This is a genomic window from Marinococcus halophilus, assembly GCF_002265875.1.
Classification (GTDB): domain Bacteria; phylum Bacillota; class Bacilli; order Bacillales; family Marinococcaceae; genus Marinococcus; species Marinococcus halophilus.
Map to the genome: position 1 here is coordinate 125,319 of NZ_NPFA01000003.1, position 26,240 is coordinate 151,558.

Here is a 26,240-nt window from a genome sequence, read left to right on the forward strand (position 1 = left end):
TTTCTCTCCTTATTTATAGAAAAAGCAAAGGCCGCCCGGAAGGCAGCCGCTTTGCTTAGTCTTTATCCATCTTTAATACAGACATAAATGCTTCCTGCGGAACATCTACTTTTCCAACGCTTTTCATGCGTTTTTTTCCTTCCTTCTGCTTTTCAAGCAGTTTGCGCTTCCGCGTAATATCGCCGCCATAACATTTCGACAAAACGTTTTTCCTCATGGCTTTGATCGTTGAACGGGCAATGACGCTTTTTCCGATCGTCGCCTGCACCGGCACTTCAAACTGTTGGCGCGGAATTAAATCCTTTAATTTTTCAACGATAGCTTTTCCGCGTTCGTAGGCTGCCTCCCGGTGAACAATAACAGACAGTGCATCGACATTTTCGCCGTTTAACAATATATCCATTTTCACGAGATTGCTCTCTTTAAAGCCGATAAATTCATAATCAAACGAAGCATATCCTTTCGTCTGCGATTTCAGCTGATCGAAAAAATCATAAACAATTTCGGTTAACGGAAGATCGTAAACGATATTTACACGCGTATCATCCATATACTGCATATCTTTAAATTCTCCGCGTTTGGCCTGGCAAAGCTCCATGACGGCGCCCACGTAATCATTTGGCACCATGACAGTAGCTTTCACAAACGGTTCTTCCACCCATTCCACCTGCTGGGCGTCGGGCATATTGGAAGGATTGTCAATTTCCTTCATTTCCCCGTCCACCATCTGCACGTGATAAATGACGCTCGGGGCGGTAGTAATCAGTTCGATATTATATTCGCGCTCGATGCGCTCCTGAATAATTTCCATGTGCAGCAGGCCAAGAAACCCGCAGCGGAAACCGAATCCTAGCGCCTGGGACGTTTCTGCTTCAAACTGCAGCGAGCTGTCGTTAAGCTCGAGCCGTTCGAGCGCGTCCCGGAGGGCGTTATATTTGCTTGCATCTGTCGGGAACAGGCCGCAGAAAACCATCGGATTCATGCGTTTGTATCCCGGAAGAGGTTCTGCAGCCGGGTTGTGGGCGTTTGTAATTGTATCGCCCACCCTCGAATCACCGACGTTTTTGATGCCGGCAATCAAAAATCCAACGTCTCCCACTGTCAGTTCATCGCAGGATACAGGTTTAGGATTAAAAACCCCGACATCCGAAACTTCGAATTCTTTTCCCGTCTGCATCATCCGGATTTTTTCCCCAGGCTTGACCGTTCCTTCTTTAATCCGGATATAGGCAATAACCCCGCGATACGTATCATAGACGGAGTCAAAAATCATACCCTGCAGCGGAGCCGAGGGGTCTCCCTGCGGAGGCGGGACTTTTTCCACGATCTGCTTTAAAATTTCTTCTGTTCCGAGTCCATCCTTTGCCGAGGCAAGCACTGCCTCCGAAGCGTCCAGACCGATAACGTCTTCCACTTCCTGTTTCACCCGGTCAGGTTCGGCGCTCGGCAGGTCCACTTTATTGATAACAGGCAGAATTTCCAGATCGTTATCGAGGGCCAGGTACACGTTGGCAAGCGTCTGGGCTTCAATGCCCTGGGCGGCGTCTACTATTAAAAGAGCCCCTTCACAGGCTGCCAGGCTCCGCGACACTTCATAGGAAAAGTCGACGTGTCCCGGCGTATCGATAAGGTGAAAAATGTATTCCACTCCATCTGTATGTGTATATTTCAGCTGTACAGAATTAAGTTTAATCGTAATACCGCGTTCTCTTTCTAAATCCATCGCATCCAGCATCTGGGCCTTCATTTCACGCTGGGTCAACGCGCTGGTCGATTCTAAAATCCGGTCAGCAAGCGTCGATTTCCCGTGATCAATATGGGCGATGATCGAAAAGTTACGAATGCGCTTCTGGCGCTCAAGTTTTTCATGCTCTTTCATTGATTCGATCACTCCTGTTATTACTACTTTGCCGTGCGTTCCGTTCGCAGAGACTAACGTCTATTATAGCAATGCCCCGCCTTTCCTTCAACGTTCGCGTTCACTTCGCTTTAATTCTGAAAATTTCCTCCATTTAACTCTTTGCTGCTGAATCTTGCGCTTAGTCGTGATTTTTGATAGAATCCTTTTGTGCTGATAAAAGAAATGACCGGTAACTAAAGGAGGTGACCACCATGGCAAATATTAAATCCGCAAAAAAGCGCGTGATTATTAACGAAAATCAACGTGTGAAGCAGCAGGCTTTCCGTTCTTCCATGCGTTCGGCTATTAAAGAATTCGACAAAAACATCGATGCAAACAACATTGATGCTGCGAAGAATTCTTACGCGCTCGCGATGAAGAAAGTAGACAAAGCAGCGAGCAAAAACATGATTCACAAAAACGCGGCCAACCGCGCTAAATCCAGAATGCACAAGCGCCTAAGCGCAGTAGCACAATAAGGATAAAACGACTCGGGCCCGAGTCGTTTTTTTATTGTCCAATTTTCTGCCCTGAAACAAGCTTCATAAAACAGAGTTCCAGTGCGAGCTGCTTATCCATTTTTCCTGCTTTCATCTGGTAATCTGTGGCACTCAGCAGCTTCATGGCCTCCTGAAGGTACGCGTGGGAAAATGCTGCCGCCGGCTTTTCAGCCAGCTGCACCGCGTACGGATGGATTTTAATCGACCCAGCCATGCGTTTTCGCGAATAGCCCTGCTGCTTCAGGTTTTTTACGTGATAAATGATACGGATCTGCCTGGCAAGCAGCGCCAGAATTTTAATCGGCTCTTCTCCCTGCTTGAGCAGGTCGTAATATATACGCAGCATTGTTTTTGCCTGGCCCTTGACTACAGCAGCCACCAGTTCAAACACATTGTCCTCAAGCGATCGCGGAACCAATTTATCTACTGTCTCCATCGTTACTTCCCCGCTGCCGGTATAGAGCTGCAGCTTTTTCGCCTCTTCGGCAAGCATCAAAAGGTCTTTGCCGGCAAGAGCAATGAAACGGTCCATAACTTCCCGGCTCATCACAAGCTGGTGGGCCTGGTTAAACTGCTGCATCCATTTTTTCATTGTCTCTTCGCCGGCGGCTGCTGCTTCGAGCACCACCGCCTGTTTTTTTATTTCTTTAACTACTTTCTTTCTGGCGTCAAGCTTTTCATAGGGCGCGGACAGTATTAACACGGTAGTCGGGTTTGGCTGCCTAGCATAGGTCTCAAGCGCTTCGATTTTATGCTCTACCTTCTCTTTTTCTCTTGCCCCCGTTAAAAAATAACAGTTTTTCAGCACAATCACTCTCCGCTCCCCGAAAAAAGGGAGGGTTTCCGCCTCTTCTACAGCAATTTCGATTGGCGTTTCACGCATATCAAACGTGGACAGGTTAAATTCTTTCTCTCCTTCTGCCAGCGCTTTACCGATAATTTTCTGCTGAATATCCTGAATCATATAGCTTTCTTCGCCCTGCAAAAGGTAAAACGGCTGCACTTCCTCCTGCTGTACCTTTTTTTCCATCGTTATATAATCCATCTGCTCACACTTTCCGAACGTATTCTTTTTCTATTTTATCGTATTTTCTTTTTCTTTCCTATGAGAAACTCTGAGTTACTTGCACGCCGGAAGCATTTCTTTACGCACCGTATGTATGCCTGGCTCTTCCCTGGGGAAAACAGTAAACTGGATGGCTCCTTGAAGATCAGTACGCCATATATTTATCCCTGCCCTTTCAAGTATCTCGAGCGGCTCAGGATGCGGGTGTCCAAAACGGTTGCAGTAGCCAGCCGATATGACCGCGTGCTCCGGCTCCAACGCTTCCACAAAATCCCGGGACGTGGAGGTGCTGCTGCCATGATGGCCAGTTTTTAAAATATCAGCCCGGAGGCCGGGATAATTCTGTATCATCCGTTTTTCCTGTTCGGCGGAAACGTCTCCTGTCAACAGCCACCTTTTTTCGCCAAGCTCAAAATACAACACCACAGAACGGTCGTTTTTGTCTTTCCATTCCCCGCGGGGATGCAACACATAGAAGGACGTGCCTCCGATCTGGTACGTTTCCCCGCCTTCAACCAGCCTGATGTCAGTATGCTCGTCAAATTCTGCTAAAAGCTCCAGCTCTTCAGGTTCGTAGTGAGTGCTTCTGCCATACCATAGTTCCCCCGTCGGCACATGCTCCATCAAATATTTCAGGCCGTTCACATGGTCAGCATCCCCGTGCGTTGCTACTACTGTATCCAAATGCCGGATACCCCGGTATTTTAGATATTCAGCGACGACTGCTTCACCAGGGTCAAATGGCTTTTCCTGCTGCTCCCACTCCACCTCATTAAAACTAACCCGGCCGCCTCCATCAACCACAACCACTCCGCGCCGGTAGGGAAGCTCTATAACTGTGCTGTCTCCCTGTCCGACATCAAGATAAGTCACTGTCCCTCGGCTGTCTGTATAAGGAGCCACCCACTGCCAGCCAACAGCGGCAAGCATGGCTGCTGCTGACAGATATAGTGCTTGTCTTCGCAGCCCCCTATTCCAAGCAGCTACAAACACTGTGCAGCCTGCTGCATATACGATAGTAAAAACAGCTCCCGGTTTTCCTAGAAGTACTGTAGACCAAGACATGCCGGACAAATAAATAAAAAGGGCGTGCATCCATTCGATACCTGAGAACATTATGGAAAATACTTCAGGAGGAGAGGCAAGGAAAAACGAGAGAAGATAATTTAAAAATAAAAATGGGAGAACAAGAAGTAGAAGAACCGGGGTGAATAGAAAATTAATCATTACATTCCAGAGGGAGAATTGGTAAAAGTTCCATAATACAATCGGGAGAGAAACAAGCATTGAAGAACCAGCGACCCATGCCATATTCGTCCACTTGCCCACGGCCGCCATCTTTTTCCGGCATAAAAGTAGATGCCCGCTCAATAAAAAGGAAAGCTGAAACCCAATATGAAAAAGATAGCCTGGGTTAAAGAAAAGCATAGCTCCCATGACAGCCAGAAGAATCACCGCCGGATCCAAACGCTGACCGGGCGGCCCCCATTTCTGCCAGGCAATGAAAATCCCCGCAGCAATCGATGCACGAAGCACTGATGGAGCCCCTCCGGTCAAAACAGCGTACACAGGCAGAAGGCAAAGTACAATAGTATAGGAACGTTCCTTTGTCATGCCAATTCGTTTCAAAAGAAAAAATGCAGCCCCGCTTACGATAGCGACGTGCATGCCGGACACTACAAGCACATGAATGAGACCGAGCGAGCGATAAGCTTCTTCAACCTCTCCGGTCATTGAAGCACGTTCTCCAAAAAGCAGTGAAGCTGCCAATCCGCCAGCCTGTTCCGGAAAAAAATTATCCATCCGCTGTACCTGCTGGGCCCTCAGCCGCTGCAGCGTGTCCACCACTCCCGTGGATTGGTTAAAACATTTTATCTCCTGGCCGTTTTCCACCGTAAACAGCCAGTGTATCTTGTTCCAATACAGGTAAGTCTTATAGCTGAAGGCCCCTGGATTGCCAGCTGTCCCCGGTTTACGCAGCTCCCCGGCCCACTGGCAACGGTCACCGGGAAGCAGTCGTTTGCTTTGTTGCATTTCTTCTTCCGTCTCAAACCACCACGTAACCGGTATGTGTTCCTTTTGATCCGTGCGCAGATCAAACCGGGCCCTCCCGCCGTCATACATCAGCGGCGATGACACGGTACCCGTGATTTTTGTTTCTGTGCCGTCTAAAGCCGAATCATTATGCGCAGTCCAGTACAGGGAGCTGCCAGCAAAAATCAACATCAACGCTGCTCCGGCAGCAAGCATCCAAAAGCGCCTGACAATTATCCATCCGGCGCCGAAGCACAGCCAAATGGCCCCCCACGCCCATAAGTCTCCGCGGAGTACCATCGCGGCCGGGGCTGTCATAGATATAAGTATCCAAAGAACGGGGATTGCATCCACCCCCCCATAATTGTTAAATAGTACGTCGGGAAAAGAAAAAGAAAGGGCCTGCCCGTGGAGGCAGGCTTTAGCGTTCGAGGTTTATTTCTGGCTTTCGTGGAGAGCTTTTTCTAAATCGCGGAGAATGTCGTCGATATGCTCTATTCCGACCGAAAGCCGGATAAGGTCTGAAGATACACCTGCTGCGCGCTGGTCTTCTTCAGAAAGCTGCTGGTGCGTTGTACTCGCCGGATGAATAACTAAAGACTTGGCGTCTCCGACATTCGCTACGTGCGAGTGCAAATTGCACGCTTCAATGAATTTTTTTCCTTCAGCGAGGCCGCCTTTTATACCAAAGGTTAGAATGGCCCCCTTTCCTTTAGGCAAGTATTTTTCCGCTGTAGCGTACGTATCATGCGAAGAAAGCCCTGGGTAGTTCACCCAGTCCACCAGCTCATGCTGCTCTAAAAACGCCGCTGCCTTTTCGGCATTTTCGCAATGACGTTCCATTCGCAGGTGAAGCGTTTCAAGCCCCTGGAGAAGCAAAAAAGAGTTCATTGGTGAAATAGCGGCCCCTAAATCACGCAGCAGCTGTACCCGCGCTTTTAAAATATAAGCCATCTCCCCGGCTGCTTCAGTAAATACGACGCCGTGATAGCTCGGATCCGGTTCTGTCAGACCGGGAAATTTACCGTTCTCCCAGTTGAACTTTCCACTGTCGACAATCACTCCGCCAATGGTCGTGCCATGGCCTCCGATAAATTTTGTAGCAGAATGCACCACGATGTCTGCTCCGTAATCAATGGGCCGGCATAAAACTGGCGTAACTGTGGTAGCATCCACGACTAACGGCAGGCCGTTATCGTGCGCCACTGCTGCCACCTCTTCAATATCGAGCACATTGCCATTAGGATTTCCTATAATTTCGCTGAATATTAATTTTGTATTTTCATTTATCTTTTCTTCGTATGCTTTTGGATCCGTCCCCTCCACTAAATGCACATGAATGCCCATCTTCGGGAGCGTATGCATAAACATGTTGTACGTACCGCCGTACAAGCCGCTTGAAGCAACAATTTCATCTCCCGCGCTGCAGATATTTAAAACGGCAATATGAATGGCAGAACTGCCGCTTGCAGTTGCAAGCGCTCCAATACCGCCGTCCAGAGCAGCCATTCGCTTTTCAAACACGTCAGAGGTCGGGTTCATGATACGGGTATAAATATTCCCGAACTCCTGAAGGCCGAATAAGTTTGCAGCATGATCGGTATCATTGAATTCATAGGAAGTGGTTTGATAAATAGGTACTGCTCTTGCATTGGTAGCCGGATCGGGAGTCTGGCCGGCATGTACGGAAAGCGTCTCGAGTTTCCAGTCTTTATGTTCTTCCACGGTAAAGCTCCTTTCTTTCAAATTATTAATATACCTTTCTTAACTTTATCAGACTATTTCGAAAAGTAAATATTAGAGAGAAATGTAATCTTGGAGCTGCTCCACCGTTTTTTCCCCTATTCCGCTGACGTTGGATAAATCCTCAATCGTTTCAAAGGAGCCATTTTCCTCACGATAGCTTAAAATAGCTGCGGCTTTTGCCGGGCCTATTCCTGGTATGGTCTCTAAATCCGTCTGCTCCGCTTCGTTCACATTCACCATTGCCGTATCTGCACTGCTTTCTTCAGGCGGCGCATTAAGAGGCTCCTCTCCTTCACCGGGAATGTGAATAACCATCTCGTCCTCTATTTTTTCTGCCAGGTTCACCTGAAGCATATCCGCATTGTCTGTCGCCCCACCAGCCTTTTGAACCGCTTCCTTGACTCTTTCGTCTGCCTGAAGCACATAAACACCAGGAGCCTTCACTTCTCCTTTTACATCCACCTGAACCTTTTTTTCCGGCTCTTCCTCTTTTTCAACAGAAGCGCCCGCGGACATTTCCTCCTGGTTTATTTCTTCAGAATGACTCTTCCACGGCACAGGCTCCTGCGTTGCTGACTGTTCGCGGGGCAGACCACTCCAGAATAGTAGAAACATAATTCCAAAACACACGGCACCGCCGGCGCTGACTGCAATTAATTTCCAACGGGTCATCAAGGACAGCATCAACTCCAAATTCTATTTTGTTTGCTCAATGGGTAAGAAAAAATCAGGGAAGGGGTGAAGGGAGCAGGCGCTCCCAGTATAAGAGGGGGCAATTTCTATATATTACATTATTTTACACCATTTGTCTGTTTTTTAGCTACAAAAAATATGCGCTCGCTTTGTTCGTTTGGAAAATCAGCTGTGAAATCTGCCGTAATGCGAATATTTGAAAAACCGGCTTCTTCCAGCCACTCCTTGTATTCATTAATAGCAAACGTCCGCTGCACGTGGTCTTCATCGTAGCGGTTATAGGTGCCGTCTATATTTTTTGAAAAAATCGTCAGTTCATGCTCAACTTCCCAGTTTTGCTCTGATGGATACACATCCCAAATAAAAGAAATTTCCTCATCATTGTCTGCAAAAGAAACTTCAGCCAGTATGTCTTCTATGTAGTGAATGGAATGGACATCAAACATAAAAACTCCTTCCGCTTCAAGATGGCTGTACACTCCAGCAAAGGTATTTTTAACATCTTCCGGCGCCGTTAAATAGTTCAGGGAATCACAAAAACAATAAATGAGCTGATACGTATCAGGTGCCTCCAGAACCCTCATGTCCTGATGAAACAATACAGGCTTTTCATCTGATAAACCCCATTTCTGTGCAGCTACTGCAAGCATGTCGGCAGAAAGATCCATACCATCCACCCGGAAGCCTTCCCCATACAGATGTTTCATAATCTCTCCGGTTCCGCATCCAAGCTCGAGCATTTTGACGCTTTTGCCTGGTGTTTCCTGTATTACAGCATCCTTCCAGGCTTGATACGGGGCGTCAGCCATCAGCCGGTCATATACTTCGGCAAAGCCATTGTACATTGAATCATCCATCCCGAGTTCCCCCTTTCGGTTAAATTAGAAAAAGGCCTGAAAAATCAGGCCTTTCAGGCATGCATTATTACTGGGAGAGCACCGTTTCAAGCTCTACATATGCGGCATCTCCCCATAGTTTTTCGAGGTTGTAGTAATTTCGTTCATCTTCATGAAAAATGTGGACGACCACGTCTCCGAGATCGATCAACACCCACTTGGCTTCGTTGTAGCCTTCAAGCCTCTGTACATCAAGGCCCTGCTTATGCGCAGCTTTTTTTAACTCTGTCGCAATCGCCTGTACCTGCTTTTCGGATGTGCCGTGTCCAATCACAAAATAGTCTGCGACCGGCGAGATGCCTCTCATATCCATTGCCACGATATCATGTGCATTTTTGCTGTCAGCAGTTTGTACCGCTAATTCAAGCAGTTCCTTTTCGTTCATCTACAGACCTCCATTATTTACGTTCCATCACCAGATCGTTATAGGCAGCAAGCGTCTCTGGAAATACAGGAACATTTTTTGAAATTAAAAACTGAATCGTATTGCCAAGAGCCATCACGATAGCAGCATCTATATCTTTTTCTGCTGTCTCCCGGACCTCTTCCACTCCGGGAAATGTCCGGTTTGGTTCTATATAATCTGCTAAAAAAAGCACCTTTTCATAGGCAGTCATATTAGGCTTTCCAGTGGTGTGCCAATAAATAGAAGAAACAATATCACCATCGGCAACACCTGCTTCTGTTTGAATGAAATAAGCACCGGCAGGAGCGTGAAGCAGTTCATCTCCGTAAGCAATAAACCTCGCGGCTTCTTCTTTCCCCCGGAGCAGTTCGCGCATTTCTTCGACCGGCCGATATTTAGCATAGTCATGCAAAATAGCTGCTATCTCAACTTTATTATAATCGATATTAAAGCGTTTTGCCAAATATAGCGCGGTCTCACGCACACCGAGTGTATGCTTGTACCTGTTCTCTGTCAATTGTTCTTTGACGATTTGAAGAGCTTTACTTTTGTCCATACAGCTTTTTCCTCTCAATCTCTTTTAATACATTATCCGGCACAATATAACGAACGGTTTCTCCGTCCCTGAGCCGGCGGCGTATCATCGAAGAAGAAACGTGCATTGTAGGAGCCTCCACCTGCTTCAGCCATGAAGGCTTGTGGGCGTTGTAACCCGGACGGTTCACAAATATAAATTCGACCAGGCCGCGCAGTTCTTCAATATCTTTCCATTTATCCATCTGATCTGCCATGTCACCGCCGATTAAAAAGAAAAAATCTGTTTCCGGTGCCTGCTGCCTAAAGTACCGCACGGTATCAATTGTATACGAAGCGCCGCCACGCTCAAGCTCCACGGAAGAAGTCCGAAAACCCGGGTTATCTTTAATCGCTGCTTCCACAAGCGCCAGACGTTCTTCCCCGGAAATCATATTTTCTCTCTGTTTATGCGGGGGCGTATGCACTGGTATAAACCAGACTTCATCCAAATCCAGTGCGTTCTTTGCCTCTTCTGCCATAATTAGATGAGCTAAATGCGGTGGGTCAAATGTGCCTCCAAACAGGCCTATACGTTCACTCATAGCAGGTCTCCTTGTTTACTTTGGAAGTTCAATCCCAGGATTGTCTTTCGATCTCCGGTACAACACGATCGTGCTCCCGATCACCTGTACTACTTCTGAACCTGTGCCTTCGGCAAGCTCAGCCGCCACTTCATGTTTATCTTCCATACAGTTCTGCAGCAGATTCACTTTTAAAATTTCTCTTTTTTCAATAGCTTCATCTACATGAGTAATAATCTGCTCGTTCATGCCTTCTTTTCCAATTTGGAAAAGCGGCTTTAATGAGTGCGCTTCTCTGCGCAGGGCACGTTTTTGTTTATTATTCAGCATTATGTTCTCCTTTTAGATGGTTTTCGACGAGGGAGTGCATCGCTTTACGGTCCGGTTCCTGACCCGTCCAATATTTAAATGCAAGTGCTCCCTGGTTAACAAACATTCCACTTCCGTTCAAGGTGTCAAGGCCAGCCTTCCGGGCTTCCTTCAGCCATCTGGTTTCCCACGGGTTGTAAATAAGATCACTGCATAGCGCAGAAGTTTTGACATTTTTTAAAGGCCACGGAGACCGGTCCGTCTCAGGACTCATCCCAATTGAAGTCGTATTAATCAATATATCGTATTCAGAATTCCTGCTTTCTGCTTCTTCTTTCGGCACCACTTCGATGGACGCTATATCCTCAAGGTGGCTTTTCAGCTGTTCTGCCTTTTCCTGCGTCCGGTTCACGAGAATAATGTTGTTAGGACGCCGGAGACTTAGCGCATAGCACACCGCGCGTGCCGCCCCGCCTGCTCCGATCACCAGGATATTTGCATTTTTTATTTGTTCCAATGAACGTACGGCCAGTAAAGATTCCAGGTACCCCTCCCCGTCTGTATTATATCCGACAAGCTCTTCGTTTTCCCTTACGACCGTGTTCACTGCACCAATCCGTTCGGCCGACGAATCGACCCTGTCAATATAGGCCATCACGCTGACTTTGTAAGGAATAGTAATGTTAAAGCCTGCAGTCCCGAGCTGTCGGAGCGCCTGTACGCTTTCCTGCAGTTCTTCTGTCGGTGTATCAAACAAATGATAGTATCCATCCAGTCCAAGCCGTCTAAATTGCTCATTGTGCATTTGCGGAGAGAGCGAATGGCCAAGCGGATGGCCGATTAAGCCAAGCAGCGTCTTCGGCATTTAAATCACCGCCTCCCGCTTTGATACCCCTGTACCGACCGGCACGTAAATATCCACCGAAGCGTGAGGCTTCGTCACTGTAATCCATCCGAGTCCCTGTACGACAATATCTGTTTTTTCTTCTTTAATTTCTATACGGTGTTTCGTTAATTCCGGTGCCTCCTCCACCCGGTACGGCGGCTTCAATACATCTCCGACTCTGTCCGGATGAAGACGGTCAGCGTTCTCCTGTTTCGTGCGGTGGACCGGAAGGCGGTTGGACATAAACACAACAAATGAATTAGAGTCTCCTTCAACAAAGTCCATGCGCACGTAACCGCCGATAAATATCGTCTGTCCGCTTTCAAGCTGGTAGACCTTTGGCTTTAATTCTTTCTCCGGGATAAATTCCTTCCGTTCCTGAAGACTTCTTTTACGCCCAAACTGCTTATCATTAATAAGCCCCGGCGTATCATACAGGCTTGTCTGGTCATCTAAAGGAATTTCAATCATATCAAGCGTTGTGCCGGGAAAATGAGAGGTAGTAATGTCTTGTTCTTCGTTTTCACCAAATTCGGCAATCAAGGCGTTAATAAAGGTGGACTTACCAACGTTCGTACATCCTGTGACATACACATCTCTGCCTTTCCTTAATTCTTCAAGGCGTGAGGCAGCTTCCCTGATTCCCTGTTTATTTTTAGCGCTCAGCAAAACGACATCCTTCGGCTTTAACCCCTGTTCCTTTGCCTGGCGGCGAATCCAGTGAAGGAGCCTGTTTTCATTTACGGAATGCGGCAGCAGATCTGTTTTGTTGACCATGAGCAGCACTGGATTGTTTCCGATATACCTTTGAAATCCCGGGATCCAGCTGCCCTCAAAATCAAACACATCAACAATTTTCACAATAAGTGCTTGCTTGTTACCAAGCTCGTGCAATTTATTACGGAAATCCTGATCTTCCATATCCACGTCCTGGACTTCATTATAATGCTTCAAACGAAAACAACGCTGGCAGATCACTGTCGCTCTGTCTACTAGCGCTGATGTTGGGACGTACCCCGCTTTATTTTTATCCTCATTTTGAATAGGCGCCCCGCATCCGGCGCAATGCAGCTCTTCGGTCATTGTTGGTCCTCCCATTGAATTAATCCTCTATCTTTTAACCGTTTCATTACCCGGCGTTCTACTTTCCTGTTGATTTTTGTCAGGAAACCATCGCTTTGGGCCACTGGTACGACTAATACAGTATAAAATCCGGCCCGGTTTCCGCCGAACACATCTGTCAGCACCTGGTCACCGACTACAACGACTTCATGCTTTTTCAGCCCCATTCGCCTGGTCGCTTTACGAAACGCCCGTCCCATTGGCTTTTTAGCTGAGTGAATAAAATGGATACCATTAGGTTCTGAAAATGACCGGACGCGGTGCTCTGAATTGTTGGAGACAATTGTCACCTGGAACCCCTGCTCCCGCAAAAAGAAAAACCAATCGTCAAGCTCCGTTGTTATATCCGGCCGGTCCCATTCTACAAGAGTATTGTCTAAGTCAGTAATAATGCCTTTAATGTTATTTTCACGCAGGTGTTCTAAGTCGAGATCCAGAACACTTGGCAGATATTCATTTGGCATAAATCGTTTAATCAACATCCCGTCCCCCTTCGCGCAGGTTTTCGTGTTCTCACTCCTGCCATTGTATTACAAATTCGTCCGCTGCTTCTATTTTAACAAAACCGTGTCCAAATATCGTATCGATTCAGCATGCTTTCCTCATAAGCCGTACAAACAGCTAGTATAACCGTCAGAGGCTTTTTTTTCAATTTCCTTTAGGCTTGTGACAAAATATCGAACAAAATTGTGAACACTTCCCCTTCTCTTCATATATATTTGTTAAAAACAAAGGTCTTTTCCGGAATTCGCTTCTAATGCAAGGCGTTTAGATATACGCTATAATGTGAAAAGAATTCAGTGGCGACCGAAACCAACAAGGAGGTTCATCATGTTTACTATTTTACACCTTGCCATCATCGCACCGTTTCTGGCCGCTGTGCTGGTGCCTTTACTGTATAAATTCATCCCGCGTATACATACAGGATGGTTCGTACTTATTGTTCCTATTGTGCTTTTCAGTTATTTCCTGACTTATCTCCCTGACGTATCCGGTACAGGGTCAGTCATAAAGACATTTGAATGGATCCCCTCGTTAGGCATTAATTACGTTGCCTACGTAGACGGACTCGGTCTTTTATTTGCTCTGCTTATTACAGGCATAGGAGCGCTCGTGGTTCTTTATTCCATTTATTATCTGAATAAGCATAAAGAGCAGTTAAATAACTTTTATACATATTTAATGCTATTTATGGGAGCCATGCTCGGCCTTACATTGTCAGATAATTTAATCGTTTTATATACGTTCTGGGAAATTACGAGCATTTCTTCCTTTTTGCTGATTTCGTATTGGTACACGAAGGAAAAGTCCCGTTATGGAGCGTTGAAATCACTGCTCATTACCTTTATAGGAGGATTTGCTTTATTGGTCGGCTTTGTGCTGATTGCCTCCGTAACCGGTACTTACAGCATTCGCGGGATTTTGGATGCTTCTGACCAGCTTGCGGCCAGCCCGTTGTTCTTACCCGCCATGCTTTTAATTCTACTCGGGGCGTTTACAAAGTCCGCCCAGTTCCCATTTCACATTTGGCTGCCTGATGCCATGGAGGCTCCAACACCGGTAAGTGCCTATTTGCACTCCGCTACGATGGTTAAGGCGGGGATTTATTTAGTAGCCCGCCTCACACCGTTGTTTGCAGTCAGTGCTTACTGGTTCTGGCTTGTTACCGGCTTCGGTCTCCTGACTCTTATATGGGGATCGCTTTCTGCGATACGGCAGACTGATTTAAAGGGTATTCTCGCTTATTCCACTGTCAGCCAGCTGGGAATGATCTTATCGATGCTCGGCGCCGGAGCTGCGGCTCTTCACTATGACAGTGTTGATAACAATGCTTATACCGTTGCTGTGGCAGCTGCTATTTTTCATTTGATCAATCATGCCACGTACAAAGGAAGCCTATTTATGATGGCAGGTATCATCGACCACGAAACGGGTACACGGGACATTCGGCGGCTTGGCGGACTCATGACCTTGATGCCTATTTCTTTTACCATCGCAGTAATCGGCAGCTTTTCCATGGCTGGCCTGCCTCCGTTCAACGGCTTTTTGAGTAAAGAAATGTTTTTTATGTCGATGGTGGAAATCACACATTTTTCCCAGTATGGCATGGGCTCCATTGGCCTGTTGCTTCCGATTGTTGCATGGACTGCCAGTATCTTTACCTTTGTTTACTGTATGATACTCGTTTTCCGGACATTCACCGGGAAACTCCAGGAAGAGAAGCTTCCTGCCAAACCGCACGAAGCTCCATTCGGTATGCTTTTAGCTCCTTTGATTCTCGTGGCGCTCGTCGTAGTCTTCGGCTTTTTCCCGAATACGCTTGTACCGGCCATCATTGAACCAGCCATGGCTTCTATCATGCCGGAACTTGCCCAGACAGGTTCTTTTGGGGTGGACATCTATTTTTGGCACCGCTTTTCTACCGAATTGTTTATGACCATCGGCGTGGTGCTGTTGGGGACGATTATTTTTCTCGTATTGCAGAAGTGGAGCAGCATATACGCTGTCTTCCCGGACAACCGCCTGTTTAATCAGACCTATAATCGTTTTTTGGAAGGAATTGAACGTACTTCATACACTGTTATATCCTGGCACATGACGGGGCTTGTGAGAGATTATTTCATTTACATTTTTTCTTTTACCGTAGTATTGCTTCTTTTCTCGCTTTTTGGTACAGGAGCTTTTGCCATCGACACTGCGAATATGGTGCCGGTAACTCCTTATGAGGCCGTTCTCTCGCTTGTGCTGGTAGGGTCTTCTCTCATTCTGATGTTCACTCGTTCACGATTAAAAGCAGTGATTTCCCTTGGTGTGCTTGGCTATACGGTAGCGTTATTTTTCGTGCTGTTCCGGGCGCCCGATCTGGCGCTGACCCAGTTGACGATTGAAACAGTCTCAGTAACATTGTTTTTGCTCTGTTTCTATCATTTCCCGCAGATTTTCGACGCTTTAAAAGAAACGAAGTTCCACGCTGCCAACCTGGTTATTTCTGTGGCAGTCGGACTCACCGTTACCCTGATCGGGCTTTCTGCGAGTGGCACCAGGCTGTTCCCTGCCATTTCGGATTACTTCTTGGAAAACAGCTATAAAGAAGCGGGCGGAAACAACGTCGTAAACGTGATCCTCGTAGATTTCCGCGGTTTTGATACCCTGCTTGAAATTCTCGTGTTAGGCATCGCCTCTCTCGGGGTCTATTCCCTAATTAAATTAAGGCTGGCAGGAGGCGAAAATAAATGAAGTACAATGACGTGATTCTGCAGACAGTAACGAAATTCATTTCATTTCTGATTTTTCTATTTGCTATCTATATTTTCTTCAACGGTCACCAGGAGCCCGGAGGCGGCTTTATCGGAGGATTGATGACAAGTGCTGCTTTAGTTCTTCTCCTTCTTGCCTTTGACATGGAAACCGTCCGCCGGGCCATGCCGATTGATTATAAAACCATGATAGCCATTGGTCTTGTTTTTGGGGTGGGCACCGGCGTAGGGTCATTTTTCTTTTCGACACCGTTCCTTTCGCAAACGTTCGGCTATTTCCATTTTCCTGTACTGGGTGAATTAGAGCTGACAACTACCCTCGCTTTCGACCTGGGCGTCTATTTGACCGTGGTAGGAGCAACTATGACTATTATTCAAACGATCGGAGAGGATAAATAGTGGAAATAATTATGTCTATCCTTGCCGGCTTCTTATTTACTGTCGGTTTGTATTTGATACTGACAAAAAACTTAATCCGCATCATCATCGGCAGCTCGGTTTTAAGCCACGGCGCCCACTTGCTGCTTTTAACCATGGCAGGGCTGAAAACAGGAGCACCTCCGTTGCTTGGCCTGAATGCTGACACTTACGTAGACCCACTGCCCCAGGCATTGATACTAACTGCGATCGTTATCAGCTTCGGAGTAACTTCGTTTATTCTTGTGCTGGGCTACCGCACGTACAAAGTAACCGGGGCAGCTGAGACTGACCAACTGAGAGGAACTGATACTGATGAGTAATTGGCTGATCCTTCCGGTGCTTATCCCACTCATCGCAGGAATCGTGGCGCTATTTTTTCCAAAGCGTGTCACTGCCCAGCGTATTTGGGCATTTATTACAAGTTTGATTTTAATCGGCGTTAATGTCTTCTTGCTTACGTACATATTAGCAAACGGCATTATGACCCTTGAACTTGGCGGCTGGGAAGCACCGTTTGGCATTGTGCTTGTAGGTGATTCCTTAGCTGTGCTTTTAACTACGACCACTTCGTTGGTAACACTGCCTATTATCTATTTTTCCTTTAGTACCATCGGAGTAGGCCGGGAAAAATATTACTACTATTCTTTTATTCAATTCTTGATTGCCGGAGTATCCGGAGCTTTCCTTACGGGAGATATTTTTAATCTGTTCGTCTGTTTTGAAGTGCTTCTTTTAGCTTCTTACGCTTTAATCGGCCATGGCAGTACAAAAACGCAGCTGAAAGAATCTTTTAACTACGTTATCGTGAACGTTGTTTCTTCCGCTTTTTTCGTTATTGGCGTAGCTTATTTGTATGCTGTCACGGGGACCCTGAATATGGCACAGCTCAGCCAGCGGGTCAGCGAAACCGGTGCTGAACCAATAATTACGGTTATCGCTATCCTGTTTCTAATCGTTTTTGGCCTAAAGGGGGCCCTGTTCCCCCTGTACTTCTGGCTGCCAGGATCCTATTCTGTACCGCCGACAGCCATCGGGGCAATTTTTGCTGCTCTTTTAACTAAAGTTGGTATCTACAGCATTTTTAGAACCTACTCTATTATTTTTAATGAAGATACGGCTGTAACTCACACTATTCTTCTGGTTCTTTCCGCCGTCACAATGATCATTGGTGTTATCGGCGCCATTGCTTACAGGGATGTAAAACTGATCTTAGTGTACAACGTAATTGTGGCTGTTGGGTTTATCCTGTTTGGCGTTGCCTCGCTGAACAGCGATGCGTTTGTCGGAGCCATTTACTATCTGCTTCACGACATTGTCATCAAAGCCGCTCTGTTCTTAATCATCGGAGCACTGATCACAGCAGCCGGCACCAGCAAGCTCTCAGGTATGGGAGGAATTATTAAGCACCACCCGCTCCTTACATGGATGTTTTTCATTTCCGCTCTTGCCCTTGCCGGCGTCCCACCTCTTGGTGGATTTCCCGGAAAGCTAATGTTGGTTGTAGGCGGAGCCGAAGCCGGGCATTATATCGTCGTAGCAGTTATGATGATCGCAAGCCTGCTCGTGCTGTTTTCGGTAATACGTATTTTTCTCCAGGGCTTCCTCGGAGAACCGAAGCTCACCCACGCTGAACAACATGGCAGCATAAAAGCACAGATGCCTCCAATTGTATTTCTTGTAGCACTGTCTGTATTTATGGGGATCGGAGCAGAAGTTATGTATCCTTTTGTAGAAAGCGCAGCACAAACACTCATCAATCCTCAAGCTTATATTGAGGCCGTGTTAGGGGGGGAAGCATAATGGCTTTTCAGATTATGATTAATCTGGTTATGGCTCTGCTTTGGATGGTTATTAATAATGCCTGGTCCTTTGCATCCTTCATCAGCGGCTTTTTTCTCGGTCTTCTCGTGCTGTATTTTGTGAGAGGTTTTTTTCGGGAAAGGTTGTATTTTCACCGAATCTACGCTTCGCTAGTACTTGTTCTTATCTTTTTTAAAGAATTAGTTCTTTCAAGTTTCTCAGTAGCCCGGCAGATCCTCAGCCCCCGCTTAAATATCAGGCCCGGTATCTTCGAAATGGAAACGACGCTTGAGAGCGAATGGGAAGTGACTTTGCTCTCCCTTTTGATCACGCTGACGCCGGGGACCTTGGTGGTAGAAGTAGCACCGGATAACCGCTCTTTATTTATTCATGCTATGGATCTTCAGAGCGTAGAAGCCACAGAAGAGGAAATCCGTGATTCATTCGAAAAAGCAATTAGGGAGGTCAGCAGACAATGATATTAAATATAATTTATATCACGGCAGCCGTTCTTGTGACCCTGTCTATTTTAATCACGCTGTACCGAATATTCAAAGGACCTTCGATGCCGGATCGTGTCATTGCACTTGACGTGATTGGCATTCAATTAATCAGCTTAATTGCCTTGTTTTGTATCATCTTAAATACAAACGCATTTATCGAAGTTATGCTGCTGCTTGCGATCCTGGCCTTTATTGGTACTGTTGCTTTTGCTAAATATATCGAAAAGGGTGTTGTCATTGAGCATGATCGCGATCGTTGACTGGGTTGTAGCGCTGCTTGTTCTTGTTGGAGCGGCCTTCAGCGTGATAAGCGCTATTGGCCTGGCACGCCTGCCGGATATATTCACGCGCTCACACGCCGCTACCAAGGCAGCTACGCTGGGGGTCCTTTGTGTTGTACTTGGTGCTTTTATGTTTTTCATGGTACACACCCAGGAGTTCAGTCTCCGCTTTACTCTGACGTTGGTGTTTGTGTTTGTGACAGCTCCTGTAGGGGGTCACCTGATTGCAAGAGCTGCATACAATTCTGGTGTGCCACTCGCAGAAAGGAGTTCGCAGGACGCTCTTAAAAAATCCAGGTCAGAGAGCCGTTCCTACAGCGAAAAAAATACCAATAGTGACAAATAGTAAAAAAGCTGGGCCGTTCATCTGGTCCAGTTTTTTGCTATTCAATCTTTTTATCATAAATACTGGAATTCTAATCAAACCCTTGTTATGATGGGGTTTAAGAAAAAAACCAGAATAATGTAAGTATTTTTAAAATATATTTGCTTTATTACTGGTTTTTCTTCTTAGAAACCTACAAAAATAAATGGAAGGGTTGACATACCAGGGTTTTCATGAGTTAATTTGGTATGAAAGACTCTAAATTTATGGAATGAAAGGGAGTATTTTCATGAACAAGACGGATTTAATCAACGCAGTTTCAGATCAGGCTGAGCTTTCGAAAAAAGACGCTTCCAAAGCTGTAGACGCTGTATTCGACAGCATCACAGAAACTTTGAAAAAAGGCGACAAAATCCAGTTAGTTGGATTTGGAAGCTTTGAAGTACGCGAGCGTGCCGCTCGTAAAGGGCGTAACCCGCAAACCGGCGCAGAAATTAAGATTCCTTCCACAAAGAATCCTGCGTTTCGCCCGGGCAAACAGCTGAAAGATGCTGTAAACTAACATAAATACTTAAAAACAGCCTTTCTGGTCAGAAGGGCTGTTTTTTCTTGACGTTCTTTGGTGTTTCTTCCAATGCGAATAAGGGAACAATTCTATATCATTCTTTGAAGGAGTTTATGTATGGATATAACAATTACCCGTCCCGCAGTTAAATGGATGAAGGAAGAACTAAATGTGGAAAGCGGCGATTCTGTAAGATTCTATGTTCGCTATGGTGGTTCTCCCCAGCTCTATCCTGGCTTTTCTATGGGCATTGCTCTTGATAAACCAGAGAAGCCGGCAGTGACGACTGAAGAAGAAGGCCTCACTTTTTACGTAGAGGATACAGACAGCTGGTATTTACGCGCACACAACCTGCACGTCAGCTTCAGCCGGAAACATGATACCATTGTGTTTGAATATAACGAAAGCAGCGACGCAGAGTAGTGCACCTACTCTGCATTTTTATTTCAGGGCTGTCACTTTCCCCTGTCAGCAAAAAAAGGCTGCAGGCCTAAGTGCCTGCAGCTTCAAGGGAGAGAGAGTGATGCCTAAAGGAGAGCCTGTTATTCACGGCTTACAGGACGTGCCCTGCTCCAATACGAAAAGCCATGCCGGCTGATCCATTTCGATTGTTTCTGCAAAAAACAACAATGAAATGCTGGAACGAAGCATCTGCCTCCTGTTATTTATCAGTGTACATAGTCGCCCCCTGATTTTCATTATATGTGTCAGATGTTCTTCCACTGTTTTTTCACAGAACTTTCAGCCTTGCAGTTTGTTTGTTTTTTACGATACGTTTTACTATACTAAAAAAGTACCCTACATACATGGAACCTTTCCCAAAAGAACAGCATCACAGGTACAATATGAGGAGGATACTACGTTGTCTATGAAAAGACCTTTAACTGCAGCTGATTTAGAGCGTATTCATGTCGTGGACGATGCTCGCCTTTCTTCAGACGGCGAGCGTTATGCGTTCGTGCAAAAATCTATTCAAACAGATACGAACAGCTATTATTCAAATATATACACGCAATATTTAACGGATGATGTGCCAGTTCAATGGACATTCGGCTCTTACACAAATTTTTCGCCGCGGTGGTCCCCGGATGGGTCAAGCCTCGCTTTTGTATCTAACCGCTCGGGACTTAACCAAATCTGGGTAATGAGCACTTCAGGGGGAGAGCCAAAGCAGATTACCTCTGTTCAACACGGAGCCTCAAACCCAGTGTGGTCTCCGGACAGCCAAAAACTGCTGTTTGAAACAGAGCATGCCACTGAAGAAGACCTCCTTTCAGCATCAGAGGATTCTTCCAGCAGTGCTCCTTCGGCTGTAAAAATTGACCGCCTTCGTTATAAATCAGACAGCCGCGGCTTTCATTACGGCAGGCGCTCACATATCGGCTTGTTTCGATTTGACCAGGAAGAAACCTCCCTGCTTACGAACGGAAGCTATGATCACCATGATCCCGATTGGTCCCCGGACAGCCAGTTCATTGTATTTACAGCAAACAGAAACAGCGACGAAGATATTTCTCCAGTCCAGGACCTGTATACACTTAATGTTGAAACAAAAGAAATTTCTAAACTGACCGACTCCTCGGGAATGTTTACTAATGCCAGCTGGTCCCCGGATGGCTCTTGGATTGCATGTACTGGCCACGAATTAGAGTATAAAAGCGCCACTATTAATCAAATCTGGCTGATCAATCCATTAACAAAAGAACGAAAAGGAATGACACTAAAGTGGGACGTCCAGATAGGAGACTACATGACCGGCGATATCAGAACCGGGCATACCTCTGATAAACCAGTATGGTCAAGCGATCAGGAGCATATTTACTTTTTGGCAAGCGAGAATGGTAAAGTCGGTTTGTATCAAATGGATATGCATAATGAAATTACCGCCATTCATGATGAAGACAATCACGTCTTTTCGTTCTCCTTTCATCCAAAAAACGAGCAATTTGTTTTAGGCATCAGCGATCCTTCAAACCCCGGGGATTTTTACAGCCGCCGGCTCGAGGACAAGGGCCGGGTACGGCTGACAGACGTCAATGCCGGCTTTTTGAAAGAGGTTGATCTCTCTTTGCCCGAGACTCTTTCCGTTCGTACAAGCGACCACTGGGACGTTCACGGTTGGATTATGTATCCGGTCAATTATGAAGAAGGTCAGGCGTTTCCGCTAATCCTGGAAATTCATGGAGGCCCGCACGCGATGTACGGCCATACATTCTTCCATGAGTTTCAGCTGCTTGCAGCAGAGGGCTACGGAGTCCTGTTCAGCAATCCCCGGGGGAGCCATGGTTACGGCCAGGCTTTTGCCGATGCGTGCCGCCGGGATTATGGCGGGAAAGATTTTGAGGATTTGCTTGCCATTTTAGATCACGCAGTCGACAGCTACGAGTTTATAGACCGCAACCGGCTGGGAGTGACCGGAGGGAGCTATGGCGGCTTCATGACTAACTGGATGATCAGCCATACCAATCGATTCAAGGCAGCTGTTACCCAACGCTCCATTTCGAACTGGCTTAGCTTTTATGGAGTGAGTGATATCGGCTTCTTTTTCACGGACTGGGAGATTGGGGTGCCGCTTCATCAGGATCCAGAAAAGCTCTGGCATCATTCGCCACTCCGTTACGTGAAAGATATTCATACGCCTCTGTTGATCATGCACAGCGAAAACGATTATCGTTGTCCAATGGAACAGGCAGAGCAGTTGTTTATTAACATGAAATATTTAAACAAAACGGTTTCTTTTCTCCGTTTTCCAGGAGCTAATCATGAACTAAGCCGCTCCGGTCCGCCCGCCCTGCGGATCGAACGACTAAATCATATGGTCGACTGGTTTCACCACTATATAGAAAAATAATATTCCTCGAAGCTTTCGGTAGTGTGCAGCATAAAAATGATCCCGCTTCTCCATTGAAGCGGGATTTCATTTACATGTGCCGTCAGTCATCTTTATCTTCACTGCCGGAGCGTTTCTTGGTATTATGCTTTTTCCTGTTTTCTTCTTCCTCGTATTTCATGTCTGCCAGTGGGATTGGATCTTCACTGCTTGTAGGCGGCTCTTCATTGCCTGGCTTTTTATCCGGCTGCTGTTTTTGTTCTTTTTTCACTTTATTTTTAAGACGTTCTGATTCTGACATCTTTATCCCTCCTGTAATATGATCCTATAAACTGTATATACCACATTCAAGAGGATGAAAAACAATGATACCTCAAAAGGAGGATACTATGGACAATGCCCGCTATTGGAGAAACAGAATCCGCACCCGTTCTGCGGCTATAATGGGAGAAGAGCATATGCGAAAAGCAGCGGTAGTAGTACCCCTGCTTCAACAACAAAATAAATATCATATCATGTTTGAGCGTAGAGCCTGGTCGCTGCAGTCCCAGCCAGGGGAAATATGTTTTCCTGGCGGGAAAATTGATGACTCTGACTCTTCTCCTCTTGCTGCAGGCCTTCGAGAATTCGAAGAAGAAACCGGGATCCCCTCTTCTGCGTTAGATGTATGGGGGGCTTTAGACGTTGTTGTTCAGCCATTCCAACGAATAGTGTATCCTTATATTGGAGAGGTAGACTACTCGGGGAATTTTTCCCCCAATACGTCAGAAGTAGACGAGCTATTCACCGTGCCGCTTGACTTCTTTCTAAATCACGAGCCCGAAAAACATAATGTTTACATGGGCATGCGTTTTTCAGACAGCTTCCCTACTTCATTAATTCCAAATGAAGAAACGTATCGTACAAATACTACAACACTGCCCCAATTTGTCTATCACTACCAGGATGTCGTTATTTGGGGACTGACAGCACAAATCATTCGCCATACCGTTTCTCTTCTTCGGTAACAGCCTGGAGCCTGAATCAAAAATGGTATCAGGCTTGTGCCAACAGCGCGATCACCATATCCGCTGACTGCTTTGAAGCATGCTTTAAAAATTCATCATAGGATTGTTTTGCTTCTTTGCCTGCAATGTCACTAAGCGAACGAATTATGACAAATGGACATGAAAACCGGTAGCACACCTGGGCAATTGCTCCTGCTTCCATTTCTGCACACTGGGGCTCATCAAAGTGGGCTTTTAAGCTTTCCACCTGCTCAGCCTTACTCATAAACGAATCCCCGGATAAAATCAGTCCCGTCCGTGTGTTTAAGTCTACCTGCGAAGCGGCTGATTCTGCTTTTTCTATCCATTCTCGGCTTGCAGAATAAGCGGCGGGCATATTGGGCACTTGTCCAAATTCATACCCAAATACAGTCGCATCCACGTCGTTGTAGCGCACCTCTGTGGAGACCACGACATCTCCTACAGAAAGCTCCGGGTTAAACCCTCCGGCTGAGCCTGTGTTAATTACGGCTTCGGGCTTATACAGCTCAATTAATAGTGAAGTGGCAATAGCTGCGTTCACTTTCCCGATGCCTGACTGCAGCAGAATGACCTCATGGCCGTTTAAGCGCCCAAAAGAAAAAAAGCAGCCTCCGCTTTCTTTTTCTTCAATGTTTTCCATTAAACTTTTTAAATACTCCACTTCTTCTTCCATTGCTCCAATAATGCCTAAACGCATTGGCGGACCCACCTTTATCATCTACAATTATAATTACTTGTGAAACTACCCTGTATATTATAACGCAAAGGAGAATACATATGTCTTTAAACCTTCAAACAATCCGGGATAAAGTAGAATTTTTTGAATCGTTGTCTCTTGAACAACTCGAGGCGGACATTCAACAAAAAATCGAACAGAATGAGGCTCTTATGCTTGAGGTCCATCACGTTCAGCACCACGTGCATACCCGTTCGGAGAACGGTCATTCAATCTATACTGCTGTTGTTCATTTCCGTGCTATTCCAACTTCTTAACTTAACATGCTCCATACACGAAAAAACCGGCCTCCTCCAGGGAAGCCGGTTTTTCATTAATTATACTGGTTACTGCTGAGACGCTCGACGCTTGTTGGCTTCCAGCCTTCGCCATCCACCCATTCCATGTGTACCTCGTATGGATTTTCACTGCTGGCGTCCTCACTGATCACCGCTCTTGCGGTATCCTGGGAACCACCGTTTTCAAGCCTCCAAAGCACAGTACTGTTGCCTTCCGTTGATCTCAACCCTGTGGCGGCTTCTACAGCATCCTCCATCTCTTCCCAGTTCTGGCCGCCTTCAGTGAAGTCTGCCTGGAAGTTTTCCTGTTCCGTGCCTACCGGCTCATATTCTCCATCCTCCTGGGATGGTACAGTATCGTCACTTTCACTGTTTTCCGATTCGGAGGCGCTGCTGCCTTCCTCTTCAGAAGAATCTTCGCTAGATGTTTCTTCCTCAGAAGAATCGCTTTCCGCTTCTTCATTAGAAGAATCAGACTCGGAAGAAGAATCAGATTCAGAGTTTCCTGCCGGTTCTTCTGCATTTTCTTCGTTCGCATTTTCCTCGGCTGTATTCTCTTCGTCTGCGTTATTCTCCGGCGTTTCTTCCGTCGAAGAAGTGTCCGGATTCTCCTCCGGTCCGCTTTCGTTTTGTTGTTCTTCGGTATTAGTTGAGTCTGCCACTTCTTCTCCGTTATCTTCAGCCTGTTCATTATTATTATTGAAAAATAACAACAGAATCCCAAAGAACAGAATAAGCACTGCTACTACACCGATCGCAGCATTTAAAACATTATTCATTCTCTTTTTCCTTTTCTTTTGAAAGCGTGAGCCGGATTCGTCGTTATAATTGTTGTTCGACATCTTATGATTCACCTGCCCCTATCGTATGTATTGCTTTTATAGTACAAAAACACGCCCTGCAGAGAGCACGTAACATGTTTTATCATAAAGGAAATACTTTCGGAAAACGAGGGAATATAGACCTATGATTTACATCCTCAAAACAGGGCGCCGTTTTTAGTTTTCATTGCTGCGTTGAACTTCTAGGCGATTTCAATGATTTCCACTTCTATGTCCCCGCCTGGTGTTGAAACCGTAACCTGCTCGCCGATCTGGCGTCCAAGCAGACTCTGGGCCATAGGAGAATCGTTAGAAATTTTCCCTTCAAGCGGATCAGATTCCGCGCTTCCAACAATCGTATAACTTTCTTCATCCCCATTTGGCAGTTCTTTAAACCGGACCGACTTTCCGAGTGACACGACGGAGTTGTTGCTTGTATCTTCTTCAATAATAGCAGCGTTTTTCAGCATCTGCTCAATCTGGCCAACTCGTCCTTCTACAAAAGCCTGTTCATCTTTAGCAGCGTCGTACTCCGAGTTTTCGGACAAATCGCCGAAGCTTCTTGCAATTTTTATGCGCTCCACGACTTCCTGGCGCCGCTCCGTTTTTAAATATTCGAGTTCCTCTTCTAGTTTTTTTCTGCCTTCTTCTGTCATAAAATGCTGTTTTTCTTCTGGCATATTTTCACTCCTCTATTCAGTATAAAAATGTATCATATTTTAACTTGCTTTTATAGTATTT

At 46.1% G+C, this 26,240-nt stretch carries 30 protein-coding genes; 13 read left to right on the forward strand and 17 right to left on the reverse strand.

The genetic code is table 11. The features are described 5' to 3' along the window. Positions 1–55: 55 nt before the first annotated feature. Complete coding sequence (gene lepA, locus CHL76_RS04570) at positions 56–1,879, reverse strand: translation elongation factor 4 (RefSeq protein ID WP_094907975.1); 1,824 nt, start codon at positions 1,877–1,879, stop codon at positions 56–58. 233 nt (positions 1,880–2,112) lie between these two features. On the opposite strand from lepA, the gene rpsT reads away from it, so the two are divergent. Continuing rightward, positions 2,113–2,379: a 30S ribosomal protein S20 gene (rpsT, locus tag CHL76_RS04575; RefSeq protein WP_022794935.1), complete on the forward strand. Its 267-nt coding sequence runs from the start codon at positions 2,113–2,115 to the stop codon at positions 2,377–2,379. Between the two features lie 31 nt (positions 2,380–2,410). Here the strand turns inward: rpsT and holA are convergent, their stop codons facing one another. The 12 genes from holA to CHL76_RS04635 all read right to left on the reverse strand — a co-directional run bounded on the left by holA (position 2,411) and on the right by CHL76_RS04635 (position 13,137). Continuing rightward, positions 2,411–3,430, reverse strand: a complete 1,020-nt coding sequence (gene holA / locus CHL76_RS04580; protein ID WP_158219066.1) for a DNA polymerase III subunit delta — start codon at positions 3,428–3,430, stop codon at positions 2,411–2,413. A gap of 90 nt (positions 3,431–3,520) precedes the next feature. Beyond that, positions 3,521–5,818: a DNA internalization-related competence protein ComEC/Rec2 gene (locus CHL76_RS04585; RefSeq protein WP_094907977.1), complete on the reverse strand. Its 2,298-nt coding sequence runs from the start codon at positions 5,816–5,818 to the stop codon at positions 3,521–3,523. A gap of 117 nt (positions 5,819–5,935) precedes the next feature. Then, the gene (locus CHL76_RS04590) at positions 5,936–7,225 is read right to left on the reverse strand and encodes a homocysteine synthase (RefSeq protein WP_094907978.1); all 1,290 of its coding nucleotides are present in this window, start codon (positions 7,223–7,225) and stop codon (positions 5,936–5,938) included. A gap of 72 nt (positions 7,226–7,297) precedes the next feature. Then, a complete protein-coding gene (locus CHL76_RS04595; RefSeq protein ID WP_094907979.1) occupies positions 7,298–7,930 on the reverse strand; it encodes a helix-hairpin-helix domain-containing protein in 633 nt (210 codons plus the stop codon). 107 nt (positions 7,931–8,037) lie between these two features. Then, positions 8,038–8,796 carry a class I SAM-dependent DNA methyltransferase gene (locus CHL76_RS04600; RefSeq protein WP_233133216.1) on the reverse strand — a complete coding sequence of 253 codons (759 nt, stop codon included), beginning with the start codon at positions 8,794–8,796 and terminating at the stop codon, positions 8,038–8,040. 67 nt (positions 8,797–8,863) lie between these two features. Beyond that, positions 8,864–9,220, reverse strand: a complete 357-nt coding sequence (gene rsfS, locus CHL76_RS04605) for a ribosome silencing factor (protein WP_079476868.1) — start codon at positions 9,218–9,220, stop codon at positions 8,864–8,866. A gap of 13 nt (positions 9,221–9,233) precedes the next feature. Next, positions 9,234–9,797 (reverse strand): bis(5'-nucleosyl)-tetraphosphatase (symmetrical) YqeK, encoded by a 564-nt coding sequence (yqeK, locus tag CHL76_RS04610; protein WP_079476869.1) that lies wholly within the window; start codon positions 9,795–9,797, stop codon positions 9,234–9,236. Further along, on the reverse strand, positions 9,784–10,359 hold the full coding sequence (locus CHL76_RS04615; protein WP_094907980.1) for a nicotinate-nucleotide adenylyltransferase: 576 nt from the start codon (positions 10,357–10,359) through the stop codon (positions 9,784–9,786). Before CHL76_RS04615 ends, yqeK begins: the two co-directional genes overlap by 14 nt. Positions 10,360–10,374: 15 nt before the next feature. Then, a complete protein-coding gene (gene yhbY, locus CHL76_RS04620; protein ID WP_079476871.1) occupies positions 10,375–10,668 on the reverse strand; it encodes a ribosome assembly RNA-binding protein YhbY in 294 nt (97 codons plus the stop codon). After that, positions 10,658–11,512: a shikimate dehydrogenase gene (aroE, locus tag CHL76_RS04625; RefSeq protein ID WP_079476872.1), complete on the reverse strand. Its 855-nt coding sequence runs from the start codon at positions 11,510–11,512 to the stop codon at positions 10,658–10,660. Before aroE ends, yhbY begins: the two co-directional genes overlap by 11 nt. Beyond that, positions 11,513–12,616, reverse strand: coding sequence for a ribosome biogenesis GTPase YqeH (gene yqeH / locus CHL76_RS04630; protein ID WP_079476873.1), 1,104 nt, complete (start codon positions 12,614–12,616; stop codon positions 11,513–11,515). Beyond that, on the reverse strand, positions 12,613–13,137 hold the full coding sequence (locus CHL76_RS04635) for a YqeG family HAD IIIA-type phosphatase (protein ID WP_079476874.1): 525 nt from the start codon (positions 13,135–13,137) through the stop codon (positions 12,613–12,615). Before CHL76_RS04635 ends, yqeH begins: the two co-directional genes overlap by 4 nt. A 349-nt stretch (positions 13,138–13,486) precedes the next feature. On the opposite strand from CHL76_RS04635, the gene CHL76_RS04640 reads away from it, so the two are divergent. The 10 genes from CHL76_RS04640 (at position 13,487) to CHL76_RS04685 (ending at position 22,657) form a co-directional block, all read left to right on the forward strand. Next, the gene (locus CHL76_RS04640; RefSeq protein WP_094907981.1) at positions 13,487–15,892 is read left to right on the forward strand and encodes a Na+/H+ antiporter subunit A; all 2,406 of its coding nucleotides are present in this window, start codon (positions 13,487–13,489) and stop codon (positions 15,890–15,892) included. Then, on the forward strand, positions 15,889–16,311 hold the full coding sequence (locus tag CHL76_RS04645) for a Na(+)/H(+) antiporter subunit B (RefSeq protein WP_094907982.1): 423 nt from the start codon (positions 15,889–15,891) through the stop codon (positions 16,309–16,311). The genes CHL76_RS04640 and CHL76_RS04645 overlap by 4 nt, the downstream gene beginning before the upstream one ends. Next, positions 16,311–16,652: a Na(+)/H(+) antiporter subunit C gene (locus CHL76_RS04650; RefSeq protein ID WP_079476877.1), complete on the forward strand. Its 342-nt coding sequence runs from the start codon at positions 16,311–16,313 to the stop codon at positions 16,650–16,652. The genes CHL76_RS04645 and CHL76_RS04650 overlap by 1 nt, the downstream gene beginning before the upstream one ends. Further along, the gene (locus CHL76_RS04655; protein WP_094907983.1) at positions 16,645–18,132 is read left to right on the forward strand and encodes a Na+/H+ antiporter subunit D; all 1,488 of its coding nucleotides are present in this window, start codon (positions 16,645–16,647) and stop codon (positions 18,130–18,132) included. The genes CHL76_RS04650 and CHL76_RS04655 overlap by 8 nt, the downstream gene beginning before the upstream one ends. Further along, positions 18,132–18,611, forward strand: a complete 480-nt coding sequence (locus tag CHL76_RS04660) for a Na+/H+ antiporter subunit E (RefSeq protein WP_079476879.1) — start codon at positions 18,132–18,134, stop codon at positions 18,609–18,611. Before CHL76_RS04655 ends, CHL76_RS04660 begins: the two co-directional genes overlap by 1 nt. Continuing rightward, entirely contained in the window at positions 18,608–18,895 is a 288-nt protein-coding gene (locus CHL76_RS04665; protein WP_179124138.1) for a Na(+)/H(+) antiporter subunit F1, read from the forward strand. Before CHL76_RS04660 ends, CHL76_RS04665 begins: the two co-directional genes overlap by 4 nt. After that, positions 18,879–19,262, forward strand: a complete 384-nt coding sequence (mnhG, locus tag CHL76_RS04670; RefSeq protein WP_186807344.1) for a monovalent cation/H(+) antiporter subunit G — start codon at positions 18,879–18,881, stop codon at positions 19,260–19,262. Before CHL76_RS04665 ends, mnhG begins: the two co-directional genes overlap by 17 nt. 268 nt (positions 19,263–19,530) lie before the next feature. Next, complete coding sequence (locus tag CHL76_RS04675) at positions 19,531–19,803, forward strand: HU family DNA-binding protein (RefSeq protein WP_022793829.1); 273 nt, start codon at positions 19,531–19,533, stop codon at positions 19,801–19,803. A 120-nt stretch (positions 19,804–19,923) separates the two neighbouring features. Then, the gene (locus CHL76_RS04680; RefSeq protein WP_094907985.1) at positions 19,924–20,229 is read left to right on the forward strand and encodes a HesB/YadR/YfhF family protein; all 306 of its coding nucleotides are present in this window, start codon (positions 19,924–19,926) and stop codon (positions 20,227–20,229) included. Between the two features lie 445 nt (positions 20,230–20,674). Further along, entirely contained in the window at positions 20,675–22,657 is a 1,983-nt protein-coding gene (locus CHL76_RS04685; protein WP_094908031.1) for a S9 family peptidase, read from the forward strand. Between the two features lie 82 nt (positions 22,658–22,739). On the opposite strand, the gene CHL76_RS04690 is transcribed toward CHL76_RS04685, so the two are convergent. Continuing rightward, a complete protein-coding gene (locus CHL76_RS04690) occupies positions 22,740–22,937 on the reverse strand; it encodes a hypothetical protein (protein ID WP_079476882.1) in 198 nt (65 codons plus the stop codon). A 64-nt stretch (positions 22,938–23,001) separates the two neighbouring features. Between CHL76_RS04690 and CHL76_RS04695 the strand changes: the two genes are divergently transcribed. Continuing rightward, a complete protein-coding gene (locus CHL76_RS04695; protein WP_079476883.1) occupies positions 23,002–23,643 on the forward strand; it encodes an NUDIX hydrolase in 642 nt (213 codons plus the stop codon). A gap of 28 nt (positions 23,644–23,671) precedes the next feature. Here CHL76_RS04695 and mtnN read toward each other — a convergent pair whose 3' ends face one another. Beyond that, entirely contained in the window at positions 23,672–24,361 is a 690-nt protein-coding gene (mtnN, locus tag CHL76_RS04700; protein WP_079476884.1) for a 5'-methylthioadenosine/S-adenosylhomocysteine nucleosidase, read from the reverse strand. An 80-nt stretch (positions 24,362–24,441) separates the two neighbouring features. On the opposite strand from mtnN, the gene CHL76_RS04705 reads away from it, so the two are divergent. Next, positions 24,442–24,657, forward strand: coding sequence for a DUF2536 family protein (locus CHL76_RS04705; protein WP_094907986.1), 216 nt, complete (start codon positions 24,442–24,444; stop codon positions 24,655–24,657). A gap of 56 nt (positions 24,658–24,713) precedes the next feature. Here CHL76_RS04705 and CHL76_RS04710 read toward each other — a convergent pair whose 3' ends face one another. After that, positions 24,714–25,457, reverse strand: coding sequence for a YrrS family protein (locus tag CHL76_RS04710; RefSeq protein ID WP_158219068.1), 744 nt, complete (start codon positions 25,455–25,457; stop codon positions 24,714–24,716). A gap of 245 nt (positions 25,458–25,702) precedes the next feature. Next, entirely contained in the window at positions 25,703–26,179 is a 477-nt protein-coding gene (greA, locus tag CHL76_RS04715; RefSeq protein ID WP_079476887.1) for a transcription elongation factor GreA, read from the reverse strand. Between the last annotated feature and the right edge of the window lie 61 nt (positions 26,180–26,240).

What these genes read in the sequence shown, in the direction of transcription:
- lepA (WP_094907975.1), bottom strand. Translation starts at nt 1,879, where the DNA reads ATGAAAGAGCATGAAAAACTTGAGCGCCAGAAGCGCATTCGTAACTTT.
- rpsT (WP_022794935.1), top strand. Translation starts at nt 2,113, where the DNA reads ATGGCAAATATTAAATCCGCAAAAAAGCGCGTGATTATTAACGAAAAT.
- holA (WP_158219066.1), bottom strand. Translation starts at nt 3,430, where the DNA reads ATGGAAAAAAAGGTACAGCAGGAGGAAGTGCAGCCGTTTTACCTTTTG.
- CHL76_RS04585 (WP_094907977.1), bottom strand. Translation starts at nt 5,818, where the DNA reads ATGACAGCCCCGGCCGCGATGGTACTCCGCGGAGACTTATGGGCGTGG.
- CHL76_RS04595 (WP_094907979.1), bottom strand. Translation starts at nt 7,930, where the DNA reads ATGCTGTCCTTGATGACCCGTTGGAAATTAATTGCAGTCAGCGCCGGC.
- CHL76_RS04600 (WP_233133216.1), bottom strand. Translation starts at nt 8,796, where the DNA reads ATGGATGATTCAATGTACAATGGCTTTGCCGAAGTATATGACCGGCTG.
- rsfS (WP_079476868.1), bottom strand. Translation starts at nt 9,220, where the DNA reads ATGAACGAAAAGGAACTGCTTGAATTAGCGGTACAAACTGCTGACAGC.
- yqeK (WP_079476869.1), bottom strand. Translation starts at nt 9,797, where the DNA reads ATGGACAAAAGTAAAGCTCTTCAAATCGTCAAAGAACAATTGACAGAG.
- CHL76_RS04615 (WP_094907980.1), bottom strand. Translation starts at nt 10,359, where the DNA reads ATGAGTGAACGTATAGGCCTGTTTGGAGGCACATTTGACCCACCGCAT.
- yhbY (WP_079476871.1), bottom strand. Translation starts at nt 10,668, where the DNA reads ATGCTGAATAATAAACAAAAACGTGCCCTGCGCAGAGAAGCGCACTCA.
- aroE (WP_079476872.1), bottom strand. Translation starts at nt 11,512, where the DNA reads ATGCCGAAGACGCTGCTTGGCTTAATCGGCCATCCGCTTGGCCATTCG.
- yqeH (WP_079476873.1), bottom strand. Translation starts at nt 12,616, where the DNA reads ATGACCGAAGAGCTGCATTGCGCCGGATGCGGGGCGCCTATTCAAAAT.
- CHL76_RS04635 (WP_079476874.1), bottom strand. Translation starts at nt 13,137, where the DNA reads ATGTTGATTAAACGATTTATGCCAAATGAATATCTGCCAAGTGTTCTG.
- CHL76_RS04640 (WP_094907981.1), top strand. Translation starts at nt 13,487, where the DNA reads ATGTTTACTATTTTACACCTTGCCATCATCGCACCGTTTCTGGCCGCT.
- CHL76_RS04645 (WP_094907982.1), top strand. Translation starts at nt 15,889, where the DNA reads ATGAAGTACAATGACGTGATTCTGCAGACAGTAACGAAATTCATTTCA.
- CHL76_RS04655 (WP_094907983.1), top strand. Translation starts at nt 16,645, where the DNA reads ATGAGTAATTGGCTGATCCTTCCGGTGCTTATCCCACTCATCGCAGGA.
- CHL76_RS04660 (WP_079476879.1), top strand. Translation starts at nt 18,132, where the DNA reads ATGGCTTTTCAGATTATGATTAATCTGGTTATGGCTCTGCTTTGGATG.
- CHL76_RS04665 (WP_179124138.1), top strand. Translation starts at nt 18,608, where the DNA reads ATGATATTAAATATAATTTATATCACGGCAGCCGTTCTTGTGACCCTG.
- mnhG (WP_186807344.1), top strand. Translation starts at nt 18,879, where the DNA reads ATGATCGCGATCGTTGACTGGGTTGTAGCGCTGCTTGTTCTTGTTGGA.
- CHL76_RS04675 (WP_022793829.1), top strand. Translation starts at nt 19,531, where the DNA reads ATGAACAAGACGGATTTAATCAACGCAGTTTCAGATCAGGCTGAGCTT.
- CHL76_RS04680 (WP_094907985.1), top strand. Translation starts at nt 19,924, where the DNA reads ATGGATATAACAATTACCCGTCCCGCAGTTAAATGGATGAAGGAAGAA.
- CHL76_RS04685 (WP_094908031.1), top strand. Translation starts at nt 20,675, where the DNA reads ATGAAAAGACCTTTAACTGCAGCTGATTTAGAGCGTATTCATGTCGTG.
- CHL76_RS04690 (WP_079476882.1), bottom strand. Translation starts at nt 22,937, where the DNA reads ATGTCAGAATCAGAACGTCTTAAAAATAAAGTGAAAAAAGAACAAAAA.
- CHL76_RS04695 (WP_079476883.1), top strand. Translation starts at nt 23,002, where the DNA reads ATGATACCTCAAAAGGAGGATACTATGGACAATGCCCGCTATTGGAGA.
- mtnN (WP_079476884.1), bottom strand. Translation starts at nt 24,361, where the DNA reads ATGCGTTTAGGCATTATTGGAGCAATGGAAGAAGAAGTGGAGTATTTA.
- CHL76_RS04705 (WP_094907986.1), top strand. Translation starts at nt 24,442, where the DNA reads ATGTCTTTAAACCTTCAAACAATCCGGGATAAAGTAGAATTTTTTGAA.
- CHL76_RS04710 (WP_158219068.1), bottom strand. Translation starts at nt 25,457, where the DNA reads ATGAATAATGTTTTAAATGCTGCGATCGGTGTAGTAGCAGTGCTTATT.
- greA (WP_079476887.1), bottom strand. Translation starts at nt 26,179, where the DNA reads ATGCCAGAAGAAAAACAGCATTTTATGACAGAAGAAGGCAGAAAAAAA.